General features: G+C 49.6%; 15 protein-coding genes. 9 read left to right on the forward strand and 6 right to left on the reverse strand.

The window, feature by feature from the left end; genetic code table 11:
• The first annotated feature begins 94 nt into the window (after positions 1-94).
• Complete coding sequence (locus IAG03_RS08560) at positions 95-1,861, forward strand: phosphoenolpyruvate carboxykinase (GTP) (RefSeq protein ID WP_249319700.1); 1,767 nt, start codon at positions 95-97, stop codon at positions 1,859-1,861.
• A gap of 793 nt (positions 1,862-2,654) precedes the next feature.
• Positions 2,655-4,064 (forward strand): resuscitation-promoting factor, encoded by a 1,410-nt coding sequence (locus IAG03_RS08565; RefSeq protein WP_249319701.1) that lies wholly within the window; start codon positions 2,655-2,657, stop codon positions 4,062-4,064.
• A gap of 818 nt (positions 4,065-4,882) precedes the next feature.
• Here IAG03_RS08565 and IAG03_RS08570 read toward each other — a convergent pair.
• From IAG03_RS08570 to IAG03_RS08585, 4 genes are all read right to left on the reverse strand, one after another.
• Positions 4,883-5,092 carry a FeoB-associated Cys-rich membrane protein gene (locus IAG03_RS08570; RefSeq protein WP_249319703.1) on the reverse strand — a complete coding sequence of 70 codons (210 nt, stop codon included), beginning with the start codon at positions 5,090-5,092 and terminating at the stop codon, positions 4,883-4,885.
• Positions 5,093-5,152: 60 nt separating this feature from the next.
• Positions 5,153-7,639 (reverse strand): ferrous iron transporter B, encoded by a 2,487-nt coding sequence (gene feoB / locus IAG03_RS08575; RefSeq protein WP_249319704.1) that lies wholly within the window; start codon positions 7,637-7,639, stop codon positions 5,153-5,155.
• 136 nt (positions 7,640-7,775) lie between these two features.
• Complete coding sequence (locus IAG03_RS08580; protein ID WP_249319706.1) at positions 7,776-7,997, reverse strand: FeoA family protein; 222 nt, start codon at positions 7,995-7,997, stop codon at positions 7,776-7,778.
• Between the two features lie 92 nt (positions 7,998-8,089).
• Positions 8,090-8,302 carry a FeoA family protein gene (locus tag IAG03_RS08585; RefSeq protein ID WP_249319707.1) on the reverse strand — a complete coding sequence of 71 codons (213 nt, stop codon included), beginning with the start codon at positions 8,300-8,302 and terminating at the stop codon, positions 8,090-8,092.
• Between the two features lie 209 nt (positions 8,303-8,511).
• On the opposite strand from IAG03_RS08585, the gene IAG03_RS08590 reads away from it, so the two are divergent.
• Positions 8,512-8,880 carry a metal-dependent transcriptional regulator gene (locus tag IAG03_RS08590; RefSeq protein WP_249319709.1) on the forward strand — a complete coding sequence of 123 codons (369 nt, stop codon included), beginning with the start codon at positions 8,512-8,514 and terminating at the stop codon, positions 8,878-8,880.
• A gap of 263 nt (positions 8,881-9,143) precedes the next feature.
• Positions 9,144-10,157: a type I glyceraldehyde-3-phosphate dehydrogenase gene (gap, locus tag IAG03_RS08595; RefSeq protein WP_249319711.1), complete on the forward strand. Its 1,014-nt coding sequence runs from the start codon at positions 9,144-9,146 to the stop codon at positions 10,155-10,157.
• Positions 10,158-10,531: 374 nt separating this feature from the next.
• Here gap and IAG03_RS08600 read toward each other — a convergent pair whose 3' ends face one another.
• Positions 10,532-11,236 carry a transaldolase family protein gene (locus tag IAG03_RS08600; protein WP_249319713.1) on the reverse strand — a complete coding sequence of 235 codons (705 nt, stop codon included), beginning with the start codon at positions 11,234-11,236 and terminating at the stop codon, positions 10,532-10,534.
• 341 nt (positions 11,237-11,577) lie between these two features.
• On the opposite strand from IAG03_RS08600, the gene IAG03_RS08605 reads away from it, so the two are divergent.
• The 5 genes from IAG03_RS08605 (at position 11,578) to glgA (ending at position 18,732) form a co-directional block, all read left to right on the forward strand.
• Complete coding sequence (locus IAG03_RS08605) at positions 11,578-12,603, forward strand: zinc-dependent alcohol dehydrogenase family protein (RefSeq protein WP_249319714.1); 1,026 nt, start codon at positions 11,578-11,580, stop codon at positions 12,601-12,603.
• A 326-nt stretch (positions 12,604-12,929) separates the two neighbouring features.
• Positions 12,930-14,882, forward strand: a complete 1,953-nt coding sequence (gene glgB, locus IAG03_RS08610; protein ID WP_249319716.1) for a 1,4-alpha-glucan branching protein GlgB — start codon at positions 12,930-12,932, stop codon at positions 14,880-14,882.
• Positions 14,883-14,911: 29 nt separating this feature from the next.
• The gene (locus IAG03_RS08615) at positions 14,912-16,141 is read left to right on the forward strand and encodes a glucose-1-phosphate adenylyltransferase (protein ID WP_249319718.1); all 1,230 of its coding nucleotides are present in this window, start codon (positions 14,912-14,914) and stop codon (positions 16,139-16,141) included.
• On the forward strand, positions 16,128-17,246 hold the full coding sequence (glgD, locus tag IAG03_RS08620; protein ID WP_249319720.1) for a glucose-1-phosphate adenylyltransferase subunit GlgD: 1,119 nt from the start codon (positions 16,128-16,130) through the stop codon (positions 17,244-17,246). Before IAG03_RS08615 ends, glgD begins: the two co-directional genes overlap by 14 nt.
• A gap of 61 nt (positions 17,247-17,307) precedes the next feature.
• Positions 17,308-18,732 carry a glycogen synthase GlgA gene (gene glgA, locus IAG03_RS08625; protein ID WP_249319721.1) on the forward strand — a complete coding sequence of 475 codons (1,425 nt, stop codon included), beginning with the start codon at positions 17,308-17,310 and terminating at the stop codon, positions 18,730-18,732.
• Positions 18,733-18,834: 102 nt separating this feature from the next.
• Here the strand turns inward: glgA and IAG03_RS14555 are convergent.
• Positions 18,835-18,962 (reverse strand): IS3 family transposase (locus IAG03_RS14555; RefSeq protein ID WP_430472435.1); only part of this gene is annotated, 128 nt, incomplete at its 5' end.

An 18,962-nucleotide genomic window follows, 5' to 3' on the forward strand; every position in this document is an offset into this window, starting at 1 on the left:
TATGGTTGATTTTGGGCGGGAAATCCGGTATAATAAAAGTGTATAACGTTCATTTTATTATTATTCAGCATTTTTGTGCCGAAAGGAGAAGAACATGACGAATAACCAATCAGTAATCGCTTGGCTTGAAGAAATGAAGGCGCTTGTCAACCCGGATCAGGTTGTCTGGATTGACGGTTCCGAAGAGCAACTCGAAGCGCTGCGCGCAGAAGCCTGCCAGTCCGGAGAGATGATTAAACTCAACCAGGAAAAACTTCCGGGTTGCTATCTGCACCGTACGGCGGTCAACGACGTTGCACGTGTAGAGGATCGCACATTCATCTGCTCCCGCAAAGAGGAGAACGCAGGTCCGACAAACCACTGGAAAGATCCGCAGGAAGCATACAAAATGCTGTATGACATTGCACGCGGAAGCTACCATGGCCGGACAATGTATGTGATTCCGTATTCTATGGGACCGGTCGGTTCTTCCCTTTCCGAAATCGGAATTGAGGTTACGGACTCCATCTATGTCGTTCTGAACATGGCGATTATGACCCGTGTGGGCGCAAACGTTCTCGAAGTGCTGGGCGACAGCGATCATTGGGTACGCGGTCTGCACTGCAAATGCGATATCGATGCGGAAAAGCGTTATATCTGCCATTTCCCCGAGGACAACACGATTATTTCCGTAAACTCCGGTTACGGCGGAAACGTTCTGCTCGGCAAAAAGTGCTTTGCACTGCGCATTGCTTCCTATCTCGGCTGGAAAAACGGCTGGCTGGCAGAGCATATGCTGATTCTCGGTATTGAAGCGCCGAATGGCGAAATCACCTATGTTTCCGCAGCGTTCCCGTCTGCTTGCGGCAAAACCAACCTCGCAATGATGATTCCGCCGGAGGGCTACAAAGCCAAGGGATACAAAGTTTGGACAGTCGGCGACGATATCGCCTGGATGCGGATCGGCGAGGACGGACGTCTCTACGCGATCAATCCGGAAAACGGCTTCTTCGGTGTTGCACCGGGAACCAACCAGAAATCCAACCCGAATGCGCTGGCTTCTACACGCCAGGGCACGATCTTTACCAACGTTGTGCATAACCTCGACGATAATACCGTCTGGTGGGAAGGCCTCGACAAGAATCCGCCGGAGAATGCGGTTGACTGGAAGGGCAACCCCTGGAACGGCAAGACTTCTACAGAGAAGGGTGCGCATCCCAACAGCCGCTTTACCGCGCCGGCAAAGAACTGCCCGTGCATCAGCGACGAGTTCGACAAGGGAACCGGTGTGCCGATTTCTGCGTTCATTTTCGGCGGCCGCCGTGCGCAGACCACTCCGCTGGTATATCAGTCCCGTGACTGGAACCACGGTGTGTTCGTAGGTTCGATCATGGCTTCCGAGACGACAGCTGCAGCTACCGGTGCAGTCGGCGTGGTTCGCCGTGATCCGATGGCAATGCTTCCGTTCTGCGGATACCATATGGGTGACTACTTCCAGCACTGGATCGACATGGGCGAAAAGCTCGGCGATAAGGCTCCGAAGATCTTCAATGTCAACTGGTTCCGTCTGGACGAAGAAGGCCACTTCATCTGGCCGGGATTTGGCGATAACCTCCGCGTCCTCGAATGGATCGTTGATCGCTGCAAGGGCGAAGCGGATGCTGTTGAGACAGCAATCGGATATGTCCCGAAGGCAGAAGATATCAATATCGAAGGTCTTGACCTCGACCGCGAGACGCTCAAGTCCATTCTGGAAGTCAAGAACGGCCAGTGGGCAAAAGAAGCCGACGGCATCGAAGAGTTCTACAAGAAATTTGGCGACAAGCTTCCGAAGGAACTTCGCGAACAGCTCGAACTGCTCAAGAAGAACGTGCAGGCATAAACGCCAATATGAATTTCAAACAGGCAGGGAAAAATTTCCCTGCCTGTTTTTTTGTGTGGAAAAAGGATGTTGGGTGGCGCTGATTGGATAGATAAAGCGCAAAGTGTGCGATGACGTTTTAACGAAGTGTAAGCTGCTTTGTCTTTTATAGGATCCTGCCGCTCCATTGTATTCTGCTTTAAAGTCGTCTGGAAAAGCGAAATGCGGCGAACTGCTCCTGCGGTGGCATTTGCGCAAGCATGGGATTCAGAGGCGGATATTTCAAAATTTTGTAAGACCTTTGTAAGAATTGATACGTTTCTGGAATATATTTGAAAAAACCGAAAGAAAATGAAATGTATGAATATTCATAAAACGAATCTTTTTTGCTGCAAATTTTCAATAAATCGAGATATTTCAAGAACGATATTTGACAAAAAATGAAATATTCAGAATATATATTCATTTTCAGCAAAATTTATTTCGGTTACAAACTTGTAATTTTTGAAATTACAGCATTTTGCACACATGAAAAGGAAAATAAAAACAGTTATGTAAATTCAAAAATAGGATTTTGGAACTGAATTTTGCTATATTAGAATTAAAAAAATACATAATTAAGCATAATGCACAAAACCGATGGCGAAAATAATTTGACAATCGTAAAGAAATCCGATATACTAGCATCTGTAATTCGTTCCAGGGGCTTGCCATATTGCGGTGAGCGTATTTCGCAGAAGACTGCGAAACGACAGTCAAGGATTTACGGACTCAATTTTATAATTGAGAGGAACGGATCGCAGGAGGACTTTTTATGGTTAAGAAAGAAACAAAGATGAGGTTGACCGCAGCGGTCAAACGCATGATTGCAATTGCAGTCATGATGATGATCTGCATCGCCTCGGTTGTTTCCGTTATGGCTGCCATGATAGACGTGACCGTGATAGACGGCGAAGAAAGCATAACGTTTGAAACAGCAGGCCTGAACCAGGAGAAAATCCTGGAAAAGGCGGAGACGTATGGGATTGCACCTTTAGAAGGGTACGATACTGCAGTTCTGTCAGAGGAAACCCGTGTGCTTACGATTTATCGGGAAACCGAAGCAACGGTAATGGATGACGGCGCGTTATACCGGCTTCCGGTACAGACGTATCAGATGAGTGCTGCATCGATTGCACAGACTGCTGTGCACGACTGCGGAATGCCGCCGCTGATGGCAGATGACGCCGTATCCTACGACGCTGCCGCCAATAAGGTGGTCATTCGCAGAGCGTTCTTTGTCACGTTGCAGACAGAAGACGGCGAGAAGCAATGCATTGCGCATACAGGAGATACGGTTTCGGATTTTCTTGCTGAAGAAAATCTGGTTCCGGACGAAAAAGTCCTGTTGGAGCCGTCGGCAGATACGAAGCTGCGTTCTGGCATGACGATCCGGTTTTTGCCGCAGTTCGAAGTGAAAATTACCGCGGACGGAACGACAGAGAAGCAGATCGTTCCGGCAGGCACGGTGGAAGATGCTTTGAAGGCGGCCGGAATCACGCTTGGCGAAGAGGACGAATTGAACGTCTCGCTGGATGAGGCAGTCTATGACGGAATGTCCATCGAGGTCGGCCGTGTGACGTATCGCGAAAAGACCGAAGAAAAAAAGATTTCTTACGAGATTGTTGAAAAAGAAAGCGAAGATCTTTATCTTGGAGAAACCGCTGTTGAAACAGCGGGAGAAGCCGGAGTCCGTACCATCGTAAAGAAAGAAAAGCTTTTGGACGGAAAGGTCATTGAGAGTGAGGAGCTCAGCAACGAGGTTACAAAGGAACCGGTTGATGAGGTGGTGCTCGTTGGTACAAAAGAACCGGAAACGGTTTCTTCCAGCAGCTCTGCGGAAGCAAGCACGAGCGGTTCCACGCTAGTGGATCACAATGGGAATACGATCTCCTACAGCGCGGTGCTGACAGGAAGCTGTTCGGCTTATACCGGCGGTGGTACAACCGCTTCCGGATTGCCGGCAGCCGTCGGCAATGTGGCGGTCAATCCCAATGTCATTCCGTATGGGACGCGGCTGTATATCTGTTCTCCGGACGGCAGCTTCGTCTATGGGTATGCAGTTGCTGCAGATACCGGCGGAGCGTTCCTGTATGGCGATTATCTGGCGGATCTCTATTATGACACGCTGAGTGATTGCTACTCGTTTGGAATTCGTACGATGAATGTTTATATCCTTGACTAATAAAGCTTCAAAAGAGCCTCTGTTTCAAAAACAGAGGCCCTTTTTTGATACCTTTTATGTGGCGATAGTGCGCGCTGCTTTGGGGCTTTTTTGTGAAAGGCTGCGTTTCTTCAGAGAGCAGAAAAGGAGACGGCAACAGGGCAAGCGTAGTCGGCGACAGGGAATACCAAAGGTCTGCAGAAGCAAGCGGCCAATCAGCCGGATCCATGCGTAAACAAAGAGGCCGAAGAAACAAAACTGTGTTTGGAAAGCAGGTATCTAAACCTGAAATGGAGGGGAGCGGAAACGGTACCCAGTTATCCGGAGAATTCGGTGGTCGTCTTTTCTTCCCGACTTTTAGTCGAAAGTGAAAGCGGGATCCATGCTTACAAATTGTAGCAAAACTTTTTTGGAAACCAGACGTGTTTTCTTGCTTGCAAAATGCCGCCTAAATGCGGTTAAACTTTCAAAAAGGAAAGTGGTGTGCTGGGAGCTAAAAGCCGAACGTGGAGGCGTAGAGCGCCGCAAAACATCTCTCGAGAAAATGCAGTTTTTTTGAAATCTAAAAATTTTTAATCGGCACACAAAAACAAAGTGTTCGTCCAAATGTAAATGCGGATGCAAGACGGACCTCCTATCGCAAGGCTCTGCAACTGCACAGCCCTTGCAGGGGGTTCTCCAAACGCTTGTGCGGAAGAAAACAGCCGCAAAAGTCAAACTCCAGAGCATGACGCGGAAGTATATGCGTATATAAAAGAAGGAACCGTATCGTGTCGATACGGTTCCTTCTTTTGAAAGCTTCGAAAACAGAATCAAACCATTCAGAGAGGAGAGGGAAATCATTTAATTTTTTTCGAAGCCGGGGTCGCATCCGGGGCCGTGTGGGAGTGGCACATTCCTGCATTCGGACAATGTGCACAGTTGCAGCCGCAAGAGGATTTTCCTTGTTTTCGGTCGTGCAGGAGTTTTCGAATAACCAGTACGACCACAAGCAGAACGAGTGCGCCGATCAAAAGCGTTCCCCAGGACTGAGCAAGAAATGCAAGCATGAAAATCCCCCTTTCCGGAATGGAAACAACGAAATGAGATTTTGAAATTTACGCGTTTAGTTATACCCGTACACGGACATTCAGGCGATCGCTTTCGTGATACGGACGGAAGAGCAGGAACACAAGCAGTGCGACCAGCAGGAACGCAACAACTGTGAAGATGCCGAATGCGCCGGAAGTGAAGAGCATACCGAGCTGATAGATGCACAGTGCGATAACATAAGCAAATCCGCACTGATAACCAATTGCAAACCAGGTCCATTTTGCGCTGTTCATTTCGCGCTTGATGGCACCCATCGCAGCGAAGCAAGGCGCGCACAGCAGGTTAAAGGTCAGGAAGCTGTAACCGCTCAGAGCAGTGAAGGCGCCAGCGAGATTGCTGTAAACCGTACCGGTTCCGCCGTAAAGGATCCCCATCGTGCCGACGATGTTTTCTTTTGCAACCAGACCGGTGATCGAAGCGACCGTTGCCTGCCAGTTGCCCCAGCCGAGCGGAATGAAGAGCCAAGCAATCGCATTGCCGATGATGGCCAGAATACTGTGGTCGATCTGATCTTCAGAGAGCATTGTGAAGGTGCCGTCAACAAAGCCGAAGTACGTTGTGAACCAGACAATGATGGTGGAAAGCAGGATGATGGTTCCGGCCTTCTTGATGAATGCCCAGCCGCGTTCCCACATGCTGCGCAGAACATTGCCGACTGTCGGCCAGTGGTATGCCGGCAGCTCCATGACAAACGGCGCCGGATCGCCGGAGAACATTTTGGTTTTCTTTAAAATGATACCGGAGCAGATGATGGCTGCCATGCCGAGGAAATAAGCGGAAGGCGCAACCCAAGGCGCTCCGCCGAAAATCGCGCCGGCGATCATGGCGATGAAGGGCAGCTTTGCGCCGCAGGGAATAAAGGTCGTCGTCATAACCGTCATCCGGCGGTCACGTTCATTTTCAATGGTACGGGAAGCCATGATTCCGGGAACGCCGCAGCCGGTACCAATCAGGATCGGGATAAAGGATTTTCCGGAAAGTCCGAATTTGCGGAAAATACGGTCCATCACGAAGGCGATACGCGCCATGTAGCCGCAAGCCTCAAGGAAGGCAAGGAAGATAAAGAGCACGAGCATCTGCGGGACAAATCCGAGAACAGCGCCCAAACCGGCGACGATACCGTCGAGAACCAGGCCGCTGAGCCAATCTGCACAATTGGCGGCTTCAAGGCCTTTGCCGATCAGAACCGGAATACCGGGCACCCAAACGCCATAGCTTGCAGGATCCGGCGCTTCATAGCTGTATTTGTCGTAAACAGCCTCGGCATCCGCAAGATCAGCACCTGTTGAGGTAACTTCTTCGTCTGCCATGGTTTCCTCATCGACAACGGTATAGGTTGCGGTGTCGGTCGCAGAGAACTGCGAAGTAAACGCCATCAGGGCTTCTTTTGCAGCGGCCGGATCATAATCCTCAGATTCCGCATCCAGCGCCGCGGCAACCGCCTCTGTATCGATGCCGTTTTCTTCAGCGGACGCAATAAATCCGTTGATGACCTGGGAGGCGCCGTCATATTCTTCAGCAACATCGCTATAAGCCTTGCTTCCGATGCCGAAGAGATGCCATCCGTCTCCGAATACGCCGTCATTCGCCCAGTCGGTCGCAATGCTGCCAACTGTTGTAACGGAAATATAGTACACGATGAACATGACGACGGCAAAAATCGGGAGCGCAGCCCAGCGGTTGGTAACCACGCGGTCAATTTTGTCCGAAGGCGTCAATGCGGACTGGTTTTTCTTTTTGTAGCAGCTGCTGATGATGGAGGAAATATATGTATACCGTGCGTCTGTGATGATGCTTTCGCTGTCGTCGTCCAGTTCGGTTTCCAGCGCTGCAATAATCGGTTCCACATCCGGCGCGCTCTTCATCTGATCGCGGATTTTATCATCGCGTTCCAAGAGTTTAATGGCGTAAAAGCGTTTCTGCTCCTCCGGAATATCGGTCAGCTTGCTTTCAATTTCATCCAGAGATTTTTCGATGCGTGCAGAGAAATGATGGACCGGCAGAATACGCGATTTGCTTTTTGCAAGCTTAACAGCCTTCTGCGCAGCTTCCTGGATGCCGGTGCCTTTCAATGCGGAAATCTCTACGACCTTACAGCCGAGACTCTTTTCAAGCTGTTCCGTACGAATCTGGTCGCCGTTTTTGTTGACGATATCCATCATGTTGACAGCCATTACAACCGGAATGCCCAACTCCATGAGTTGTGTGGTCAAATAAAGATTTCGCTCAATGTTGGTGCCATCTACGATGTTGAGGATGGCGTCAGGACGATCCTGAATCAAATAGTTCCGCGCGACAACTTCTTCGAGGGTGTACGGCGACAGAGAGTAAATACCGGGCAAGTCTGTAATGACCACGTCTTTCTGGTTTTTCAGACGTCCCTCTTTCTTTTCAACGGTAACGCCGGGCCAGTTTCCGACGAACTGGTTGGATCCCGTCAGCGCGTTGAACAACGTCGTCTTACCGCTGTTCGGGTTTCCGGCAAGTGCGATCTTAATAGCCATTGCACATAAGCCTCCTCTTGATAAGTGTTTCCGGCAACCGGTGCCGGTTGAGTTTTTGAGTTAGATTGAGCTAACTTTTTGGCTGGACAATTCTGCATTTGCAAAGGATGATGGGGGATCTGCCGAATCGGCCGGCTTATTCCACTTCAATCATTTCAGCGTCCGCTTTGCGCAAGGAAAGTTCGTAACCGCGCACCGTTACCTCTACGGGATCACCCAACGGGGCCACTTTTCGAACATAAATTTCCACGCCTTTGGTAATGCCCATGTCCATGATCCGGCGTTTTACCGCACCCTGTCCGTGGAGTTTTACCACTTTTACGGTGGAACCGCATTTTGTCTCTCGCAGTGTCTGCATTTCGATCGCTCCCTTCTCATTCTTTTCTGCGTTTGAGGTTTGAACCGGAAGCCAATCCGGCTCTTTGCTTGCCGCATATTAGGCGCCGGAGTTTAAATCATAATCCGGTTTGCCATCTCTCGGCTGATTGCAACACGAGAGTCTTTGACGTTGATGATCATATTGCCATTGATTTCCGAAACCACGGTTACAGTACCGCCGACGACGAATCCGAGATTCTCCAGAAAACGCCGGGTGTCTTCTCGACCGCCAATTCGTTTGATTTCGATGGCTTCGCCTGTTTTGGCCATTGTTAGGGGCATCATAGCTTCCTCCCTCCGTTGGTTTACGGGATTGGTTTTGGATTTTTTAATTAGGTTAGCATTTTCTAACCACCTACTAAGTTAGCACTGTCTAACTCTCTTGTCAAGCTTTTTTTCCGCTTTTTTCTACGCTTTAAAACGGAAGTTGCAATCTGCACAAAAGTCGTGTTATACTAAATATGATTATGATTCAATAAAAAGGAATGAGGACTTTGAAGATACAGGAATCCGCAGAAAACTATTTGGAAACCATTCTGATTTTGCATCGGCGCCTTGGCGCGGTTCGGTCGATTGATATTGTCAATGAACTGGAATTCTCCAAGCCCAGTGTCAGCGTTGCAATGAAACATCTTCGGGAAAACGGGTGCATCCGAATGGATCCGGACGGGTACATCACCTTAACAGAAAAAGGGGCAGAAATTGCGTCTATGATTTACGAGCGGCACACGCTGCTTTCTGACTGGCTGATTTATCTCGGCGTAGATCCGACAATTGCCCGGGAAGATGCCTGCCGGATTGAGCATGTCATCAGTCCGGAAAGTTTTGAGGCGATCAAGCGCCACACAAACGGGAAACTCTAGAAAGCAGCTCGATAACGAGATTTTTTCGAAATCCTTTCCCTTGCCTTGTGCGGAAGCTGTGATTCGGCGGGGGTGCATCACGCACTTGAAACGAAAAGCTCAAAAACCATCATACTGCTGTATGTGCCGGCGCCATGACGAAAGATATTTATGGGAAAGGTGAAAAAACATATTTTTTTGGTTTTAGACTTGAAAAGTGCGAGGGAATAGGATAGAATAAATGGTGGATAATTATTTAACAATAATTTCAGGAGGTAAGAGTTATGTCCATCAAAGTTGGTATTAATGGCTTTGGCCGCATCGGTCGTCTCGTTTTCCGTGCAGGCCTCAAATCCGAGGAAATTGAGTTTGTTGGAATCAACGATCCGTTCATGACGCCGGATTACATGGCGTACATGCTCCGCTATGACACCGTTCACGGCAAATTTGACGGCGAGATTTCCTACGATGAGAATTCCATCACCGTAAATGGTAAGAAGGTTAACTTCTTCGCTTGCATGAATCCTGCTGAGATCCCGTGGGGCAAAGTCGGCGCAGAATATGTTGTCGAGTCCACCGGTCTCTTCCTGACGAAAGAGAAATCTCAGGCACACATCGATGCCGGTGCAAAGAAAGTCGTTATGTCCGCTCCTTCCAAGGACGACACCCCGATGTTTGTTATGGGCGTAAATAACAATACGTACAAGAAGGACATGCAGTTCGTTTCGAACGCTTCCTGCACGACCAACTGCCTGGCTCCGCTTGCCAAAGTCATCAACGACAAGTTCGGCATTGTTGACGGTCTTATGACGACGGTTCACGCAACCACTGCTACCCAGAAGACGGTTGACGGACCTTCCAAGAAAGACTGGAGAGGCGGCCGCGCTGCTTCCGGCAATATCATCCCGAGCTCCACTGGCGCTGCAAAGGCTGTCGGCAAGGTTATTCCGGAACTCAACGGCAAGCTGACCGGTATGTCCTTCCGTATCCCGACTCTGGACGTTTCTGTTGTTGACCTGACTGTCAACCTCAGAAATGAAGCGACCTATGATGAGATCTGCGCAGCTGTAAAAGAGGCTTCTGAAGGCGAACTGAAGGGCATCCTCGGCTACACCGATGAAGATGTTGTTTCCTCCGACTTCATCAGCGATCCGCGTACCTCCATCTTCGATGCGAAGGCCGGTATTGCGCTGACCAAGAACTTCGTGAAACTCGTTTCCTGGTATGACAACGAGTGGGGTTACAGCAACAAGGTTATCGAGCTCATCAAGCACATGTACAAAGTCGATCACGAATAAGATTTGTGAACGAATCCTGAAAGCAGCAGGCTGATTGCCTGCTGCTTTTTTTGTGTGCTTGTACCCAGCGTGTATTTGCAATCCAATAGAGACACGGCGGACGGTTGTTAAAAATTAGGGTTTCGAAAACAGTGCGCAGACATCCTAAAACGGCGCTGTTTTTGCAATGCGGAAAATCAAAACCCTAAAGCATGAAATGTCTTTTGAAAAAGGACGCGTGTACATGTAGCAGTATTTTCCGAAGCACTCCCCAAAATGGGACGCGAAGATGCCGCTTTCCAGAAGAAAAATTGCAAGGCGCAAGAGCTGCTGCAGGAAAAGCAAAAAAATATGCCGCAGCGATGAAACGCTGCGGCATACCAAAGCGGATAAAATCAGGCGGTAATCGAGATGTCGTTTTCCAAAAGATCTGCAATGTCGGCATCCTTTCCATAAACGGAAGCCCAATCAGCAGAGAAATCCGCAATTGCCTGTGTGGTAAGCGGGTGACAGAGCAGGGATTCCAGCAATTCCGGATTTACAGTTGCGGCGTCGATGCCGGCCATGCTGACTTTATGAACTTGTTCTACATTCTTAAAGCTTGCGGCCAATACCTTGGTCGGCAGATTGTAAAGGTGGAACAAGTGAGAAATATCGCTCGCAACACCGGTGCCGTCGCTGACAATATTATCCAAACGATTGATATACGGTGCGACGAAATCCGCGCCGGCACGTGCGCAGACCAACGCCTGCTGTTGGGTGAAGATGGCGGTCGCCGTGACCTTGATCCCTTTTTCCTTTAGGACTTTAATGGCCTTTACGCCTTCTCGGGAAACTGGAACCTTGATATAAAGATTTCCCTTGTCAAAGGAATTGAGCGCCAAAGCTTCCCGTGCAATTTCTTCGCAGGTTTTTCCGGTGGCCTGGACGTGGAGCATTCGGTCTTTTCCGATGATGCTGCGGATGCCGCTGATCAATGTTTCAAAATCAGCCCTTTCGTGGGAAATGATGGTCGGGTTGGTTGTGACGCCTGAAACCGGATAGTAATCTGTCAAATCTTGAATGGCTTTTAAGTTTGCCGTGTCCAATAAATAGAGCATGTCCCACGCCTCTTTTTGTGATTTTTTACATGAATTCATTTCTATTTCTGTTAATAGTATACTACTGTTTGAAAATATTTAATGAGAATAAAGAATAATAAAAGGCCGATTAAAAATTCTCCCATTTCAACGATTCCCACAAAAAAGAGAAATGGTTTTTTGGCAATGTTCCGATCCGGCTGCAAGAATTTTCCGTAATCAGCTGTAAAATCTTGAACGCCCCAAATTCTTTTCAGCAAACATGTTAAAACGAAAGGGGAAAATAGGAAATGATTCTTGACAAACCACTGGCAGAACAGTAAACTCAAAGGTGAGAAAAACGCAAAAGAGGAGACATCAAAATGAAAAGCGCTGTTTTTTATGGAAAACATGATTTGCGCATCGAAGAACGTGCGCTTCCTACGGTTGGAGAGCAGGATGTTCTGATTCGAGTGATGGCCTGCGGTATTTGCGGGACAGATGTCCATATCTACGAAGGCGATAAAGGAGCCGCAGATTGCAACCCCAATACCGTTCTGGGACACGAATTTTCGGGCGTAATTGAACAGATTGGGGCAAAAGTGGATAGCCTGAAGATTGGAGACCGCGTTTGTGTGGATCCCAATAATATGTGCGGAGAGTGTGATTACTGCCGCGAGGGAATCGGCCATTTCTGCGAGAAAATGATCGGCTATGGAACGACGACGGACGGCGGATTTGCACAATACGCTGCGGTTCCTGCGAAACAAGTCTATCGTTTGGCAGATACAGTTACGTTCGGGCAGGGCGCCATGGCGGAACCGCTTGCTTGCTGTCTGCATGGAATTGATCTGTGTGAAATTCGCCCAGGCGCAGCCGCTGCTGTGATTGGCGGCGGAATGATTGGCCTTTTGATGGTACAGCTTGCGAAGCTTTACGGCGCGCATAAAGTGGTTTTGATCGAACCGGTCGCAGGAAAGCGCGAAATGGGCAAACAGCTGGGTGCGGATGTTTGCGTGGATCCGTTCAAGGAAGACGTAAAGGCCGCAATTGCAAACGCCGGCATTAAGCGTCTGGACGCAGTGATTGAGTGTGCAGGAATTCCCGCCTGTATTGAGCAGGCGATCGATCTTGCCGGCAAACGTTCGGTTGTGATGATGTTTGGATTGACCAAACCGGACGCGACGGTTGCACTGAAGCCGTTTGAAATTTTCCAGAAGGAAGTTGTGCTGAAGGCTTCGTTCATCAATCCGTATACCCACAACCGTGCGGTTTCGCTGATTAACTCCGGCCGGATCAATGTGGACGCGATGGTGCACGACACCTGCTCCTTGGAGGCGCTTCCGGAGATTCTGAGCAGCGCGGAGATGCGCGCAAAGGGTAAATACATGATCAATCCCTGGCTCTAACGATAAAAAGGCTGTCTGCGTCAAAACGCGGGCAGCCTTTTTTACAGGTTCCGACACAGACCGTGTGATACAATAGGATTTGTGTTCTTATGGGGAATTTGCACGGCGTATTTATATAAAACTAACAAACGAATCTCTTTTTAACAAAATAATATAAGGAAATATTGCATAATCCCCATTGAAATTTTCTGGAAATCTTGTTATGATGATAACAGAAAACGGAAGAAGGGCTCTCTTTCAGGTGCCCGCAAAAGGAAATTCAAAATGGACAGTGTCCTACGGATAAAACGGATCTGTTCCGGATCACAGGGAGGCCATACGTGAACATGCAGGAAGTAACCAAGAAGAAAACCGAAAACCTTCCGCTGTATTTGTTCCATCGCGGCGAGAATTTTAATACGCAGGACTATTTGGGCGTCCATCGGATAGAAACCGAAGAGGGAGACGGCATGTCGGTCCGGGTTTGGGCGCCGCACGCGAAAGCAGTTTCGATTGCCGGCGATTTTAACGGGTGGAACCCGGAGGAGTATCCGCTTGTCAAAATCAGCGACGGCGTCTGGGAAACAACGCTGCCGTTTGTATTGGAACAATTTTCCGCCTATAAATTTTATGTAAGCGGTACGGATGGAAAAAAGTTATTTAAAATTGATCCATATGCCTATCATTTCGAAACCCGCCCCGATAACGCCTCCAAATATTTTGATATCAGCGGGTTCCATTGGAACGACGCGCCGTGGTATGCGTATAAAAAAGCGCATCCGCATGAACAGTCGCCGGTCAATATTTACGAGGTGCATCTGGGCTCATGGCGCCGGTATGCGGACGGGAATTTTTACTCTTACCGAAAGCTTGCGGAAGAGCTGGTTCCTTATGTTAAGGAAATGGGCTATACGCATATCGAGATCATGCCGGTAACGGAGTATCCTTTTGACGGTTCCTGGGGCTACCAGGTAACGGGGTATTTTGCACCGACATCGCGTTATGGAACGCCGGATGAATTTATGGCGTTTGTCGACGCTTGCCACTGTGCCGGAATCGGCGTCATCATGGATTGGGTTCCGGCGCATTTTCCGCGGGATACGGCCGGCATTGCGCTTTATGACGGCACGCCGTGTTACGAATATACGGATCCGCTGAAACGGGAACACAAAGACTGGGGCACGCTGGTTTTTGATTACGGAAGAGAAGAAGTCGTTTCATTTCTGATTTCCAGCGCTGTTTTCTGGGTGAAGCATTACCACATTGACGGAATCCGGGTCGACGCGGTTGCATCGATGCTGTACCTTGATTACAGCAGAAAAGATGGAGAATGGTATCCAAATCGGCTTGGTGGAAACGAAAATCTGGAAGCAGTCGCTTTTTTACAGAAACTCAACTCGGCTGTTTTTGCGGCAGATCCCGGTGTGATGATGATTGCAGAAGAATCCACCGCCTGGCCGATGGTTTCCCGGCCGGCATACTGCGGCGGACTTGGCTTTAACTATAAATGGAATATGGGCTGGATGAACGACATGCTGGAATATATGTCGCTGGATCCGCTCTACCGAAAGGATCACCACAACAAGGTCACGTTCTCCTTCTTTTATGCTTTTTCGGAAAATTTTGTTCTGCCGGTTTCCCACGATGAAGTTGTTCATCTGAAACGGTCGGTCTACAACAAGATGCCGGGAATGCCGGAAGAGAAATTTGCAGAAGTTCGAGTGTTTCTGGCGTATATGATGGCGCATCCGGGGAAAAAGCTGACCTTTATGGGGACCGAATTTTTGCAGGAATCCGAATGGAATTATGAAGGCGAGCTGCAGTGGGGGCTGCTCAAACAAACCCAAAATCAGAAAGCACAGGCGTTTTTCCGCAGCCTGAACCGATTCTATCGGGAAACTCGTCCGCTTTGGGAGATTGACTTTTCCTGGGAAGGCTTTTCCTGGATTGCAAACGATGACTACACGCAGAGCGTGATTGCATTCCGGAGAAAGGATTCTATGGGCGGCGAAGTTTTGGCGGTCTGCAATTTTCAGCCGGTTGAACGCCAAAATTACCGGATTGGCGCACCGTATGCGGGCGTCTATACAGAGATCTTTTCGACGGAGGAAGCGGCTTTTGGCGGTACCGGCACCAAAACTTGCGAAATGCTGCACTCGGATCCGGTACCGATGCACGGACAGGCACAGAGCATTTCGCTGACGCTGCCGCCGCTTTCCGTCGCGTTTCTCACCTGTCAGCGCGATCGGTCAGAACAGCGAAAAAAACAGAACAAACCGGACATTCCGGATGAAACCTAGGATGTGCGTTAACGTTAGGAGGGGTATCCATGTTGCCAAAACAGGAAGTGGTCGCGATGCTGCTTGCCGGCGGGCAGGGAAGCAGATTAGGTGTCCTGACAAAATATCTTGCCAAACCGGCGGTGCCGTTCGGCGGGAAATATCGAATTATTGATTTTCCGCTTTCGAACTGTGTCAATTCCGGCATTGAGTCGGTCGGCGTGCTGACACAATACCAGCCGCTGGAACTCAACCGATATATCGGAAACGGACAGCCCTGGGATCTGGACAGCACAAAGGCCGGCGTGCATGTTCTGCCGCCGTTCCAGCGCAGCCGTGGATCCGACTGGTATATGGGGACGGCCAACGCGATTTATCAGAATATTCGGTTTATTGAACAGTATCATCCGGATTACGTGATGATTCTTTCCGGCGATCATATTTACAAGATGGATTATTCCGAAATGGTTCTTTTCCATCGGGAGAACCATGCGGACTGTACGATCGCGTCGATTGAGGTTCCGTGGGAAGAGGCGCCTCGCTTTGGAATTCTCAATACAAACGCGGACGGAACCATTTATGAGTTTGACGAAAAGCCTGCACATCCGAAATCGAATCAGGCTTCCATGGGCATTTATGTGTTCACCTGGAGCAAGCTGCGAGAGTATCTGGTCAAGGATGCGGCGGACCGCAGATCGGCGCATGATTTCGGAAAAAACCTGCTTCCGGCTATGATGAATGCGGGCGAGCGGCTGCTGGCGTATCCATTTACCGGGTACTGGAAGGATGTCGGAACCATTGAAAGCCTCTGGGAAGCCAATATGGATTTGATCAACCCGAAGGTGGAACTGGATCTTTCCGATCCGAACTGGAAGATTTATGCACGCAGCCAGGTGATGCCGCCGCACTATGTCGCGCCGGAATCCCGGGTGCAAAATTCGCTGGTTGCCGGCGGATGCAATATTTACGGCGAAATTGATTTTTCGGTTTTGTTTACCGGCGTGTTTGTCGGAGCGGGCGCGGTGGTGCGCGATTCCATTGTAATGCCCGGGGCACGCATCGAAGAAGGCGCGGTGGTGCAGTATGCGATTATCGCAGAAGATGCGGTGATCGGGAAGGGCGCGGTTGTCGGCGCCCGGCCGGAAGACATTGCGCCAAAGGATAAGGGCGGTTGGGGGATTGCAGTTGTCGGCGCGGGATATGTTGTCCAGCCCGGTGCGGTAGTGCCGCCCAAAGCCATGCTGGATGCAGAGGAGGCGGAAAAGAATGCGGCGGAATAATGTACTGGGAATTCTCTTTGCCAACATTAACGACGATGGGGTGCATGAACTGACTGGAGAACGGACACTGGCATCAATTCCTTTTGGCGGGCGGTACCGGCTGATCGATTTTCCGATTTCCAATATGGTCAATTCCGGAATCCGGAAAATTGGGATCATTACGCGGAATAATTATCAGTCGCTGATGGATCACGTCGGTTCCGGAAAGGTCTGGGATCTTTCCCGCAAAAGCGGCGGCCTGTTTTTGCTGCCGCCGTTTGCTTGGAATGGCTACGGACGCGACAGCCGGATTGAGTCGCTGGCTTCGGTGGGGAAATTCCTAAAACGGGCAAGCAATGAAGAGTATGTCCTGATGTGCGACTGTGATACCATCTGCAACATCAATTATGCAGATATGATTTCCTTCCATAAACAGAAGGAAGCGGACATTACGGTGCTTTACCGCGAGGCAGAGACACCGACTGGTCTGCATGAGGTGGCGGCATATCGCTTGGATGAAGACGGACGTGTCAATGAGGTGGTGATTCGCCCGGAACCGCAGGACAACCGCTGCTACGGTATGGGAATGTTTTTGATGCGCCGGGAGAAGCTGCTTTCCATGATCGCGGATAACATCAGTCACAACCGCTGCCGGTTCGTGCGGGATATGATCCAGAGCAATTTGCATACGCTCCGGATTTATGGATATCCGTTCAAAGAATTCGCAGCGCCGATCAATTCGATCGAAACATATTTTCAGGCAAATATGGCGCTGCTGCAAAAGCCGGTTCGGGAAGCGCTTTTTAATCCGGAACGGCCGATTTACACAAAGGTGCACGATGATATGCCTGCCCGGTATGGACTGGGGGCGCAGGTGCAGAATTCCATGGTGGCAGACGGCTGCGTGATTGAAGGAGAAGTCGAAAACAGTTTGCTGTTCCGCGGTGTACGGATTGGAAAAGGCAGCGTAGTGAAGAATTGCATCATCATGCAGGACAGTGTGGTTGGATCGAATTGCTGTCTCCAATATGTGGTCATCGATAAAAACGCAAGGGTCACGGATGGTCGGCAGCTGATGGGATACGAAACCTATCCGTTGTCGATCAGCAAAGGCCGGATTGTATAAAGTCTGATTTGCAGACAGAATTTCCATGGGTTCCATCTCAGAAAAGGAGTGGGAAAGCAACATGAAAGTTTTATTTTGTACCAGCGAGGCATTGCCATTTATTGCAACCGGAGGCCTCGGCGATGTTTCCGGTTCTTTGCCGCAGGCGTTGCGGACCCGGCTGATTGGATGCCGGGTGGCGCTTCCGCTTTATGAGGAGATTCCGCAGGCACTCAAAGATAACATGCGGTTTGTCACAAGCCTGTCGGTTCCGGTTGCCTGGCGCCGGCAGTACTGCGGTGTTTTTGAGGCACACCTTGGCGGCGTGATTTATTATCTGCTCGATAATCAGTACTATTTTAAGCGAGCTGGCATTTACGGCCATTATGATGACGCAGAGCGGTTTGCGTTTTTTTCGCGTGCGGTTCTGGAGATGCTCCCCTATCTGGATTTTCATCCCGATGTGATCCACTGCAACGACTGGCAGACCGCGCTGGTGCCGGTTTATCTGCATTTGTTCTACTCCGGCGGATGGCATGCCGGCATCAAGACGCTGTTTACGGTTCATAATATTCAGTATCAGGGCAAGTATGGACATGAATTGCTAGAGGATGTTTTGGGAATTCCGGAAGAGCACGATTCTCTTCTGGAATACGATGGCTGCATCAATTTTATGAAAGGCGGCATGGAGTGTGCCAATCGGATTTCTACGGTGAGCCCGACTTATGCGGAGGAAATTTTGGATCCCTGGTTTGCCTATGGCCTGGATCGATTTTTGAGGGAACGCGCCTGGAAGCTTTCCGGAATCTTAAATGGCATCGATGTTGCGAGCTATGATCCGCAGACGGATCCGCAGCTTTATGCGCCGTATTCGGCGGAAGACCTGTCTGGGAAGAAAATCAACAAGCAGAAGCTGCAGGAGCGGCTTTCGCTGCAGCAGGATCCGGAGGCGCCGCTCGTTGGAATGGTGACACGCCTGGTTTCCCATAAAGGAATCGATTTGGTGCAGGCTGCGCTGGAGGAATTGCTGCGCGAGACCAATCTGCAGTTTGTCGTTCTGGGATCCGGTGAGTGGGAATATGAAACGTTCTTTAAAAACATGCAGCAGGCGTATCCGGGCAGAGTTTGCGCGTGCTTTGGATTTGTGCCGGAGCTTTCCCGCAAGATTTATGCCGGGGCGGATTTGTTCTTGATGCCGAGTAAGAGTGAGCCGTGCGGACTTGCACAGATGATTTCCCTGCGGTATGGAACGATTCCGATTGTCCGGGAAACCGGCGGGCTGAAAGATTCGATCCATGATGCGGGTGCGCCGGGCGGAAATGGGTTTACCTTCTGTAACTATGACAGTGAGGATATGAAGCGCGCTGTATACCGTGCCATTGACGCTTGGAAGGACCCGGAAACGCGCAGGACGCTGATGCATACTGCAATGACCTGTGATTTTAGCTGGGGTCGGTCTGCAAATGCCTATATCCGCCTGTATCGCCAGATGCTGAAGGATGCATAGGGGAACTGCATTCGTATTAAATGATTAAAATAAAAGCGGCGATCTTGACGTACAGCCATGATATGTACCCGGTTTTCTGGACACCGGCTTAAAAATGAATAATTAAGCTTCCATCATGGATGCTTCCCTGAATTTAGAGGGAGGCATCCATTTTGTTTTAGCTTGGATTCTGGTGTTATTGTAATAATCAATATACTCGGCAATCGCCTTAGAGAAGGATTCAAAGGAAG

Source organism: Yeguia hominis (assembly GCF_014384705.1).
In the GTDB taxonomy this organism is placed as follows: domain Bacteria; phylum Bacillota; class Clostridia; order Oscillospirales; family Acutalibacteraceae; genus Yeguia; species Yeguia hominis.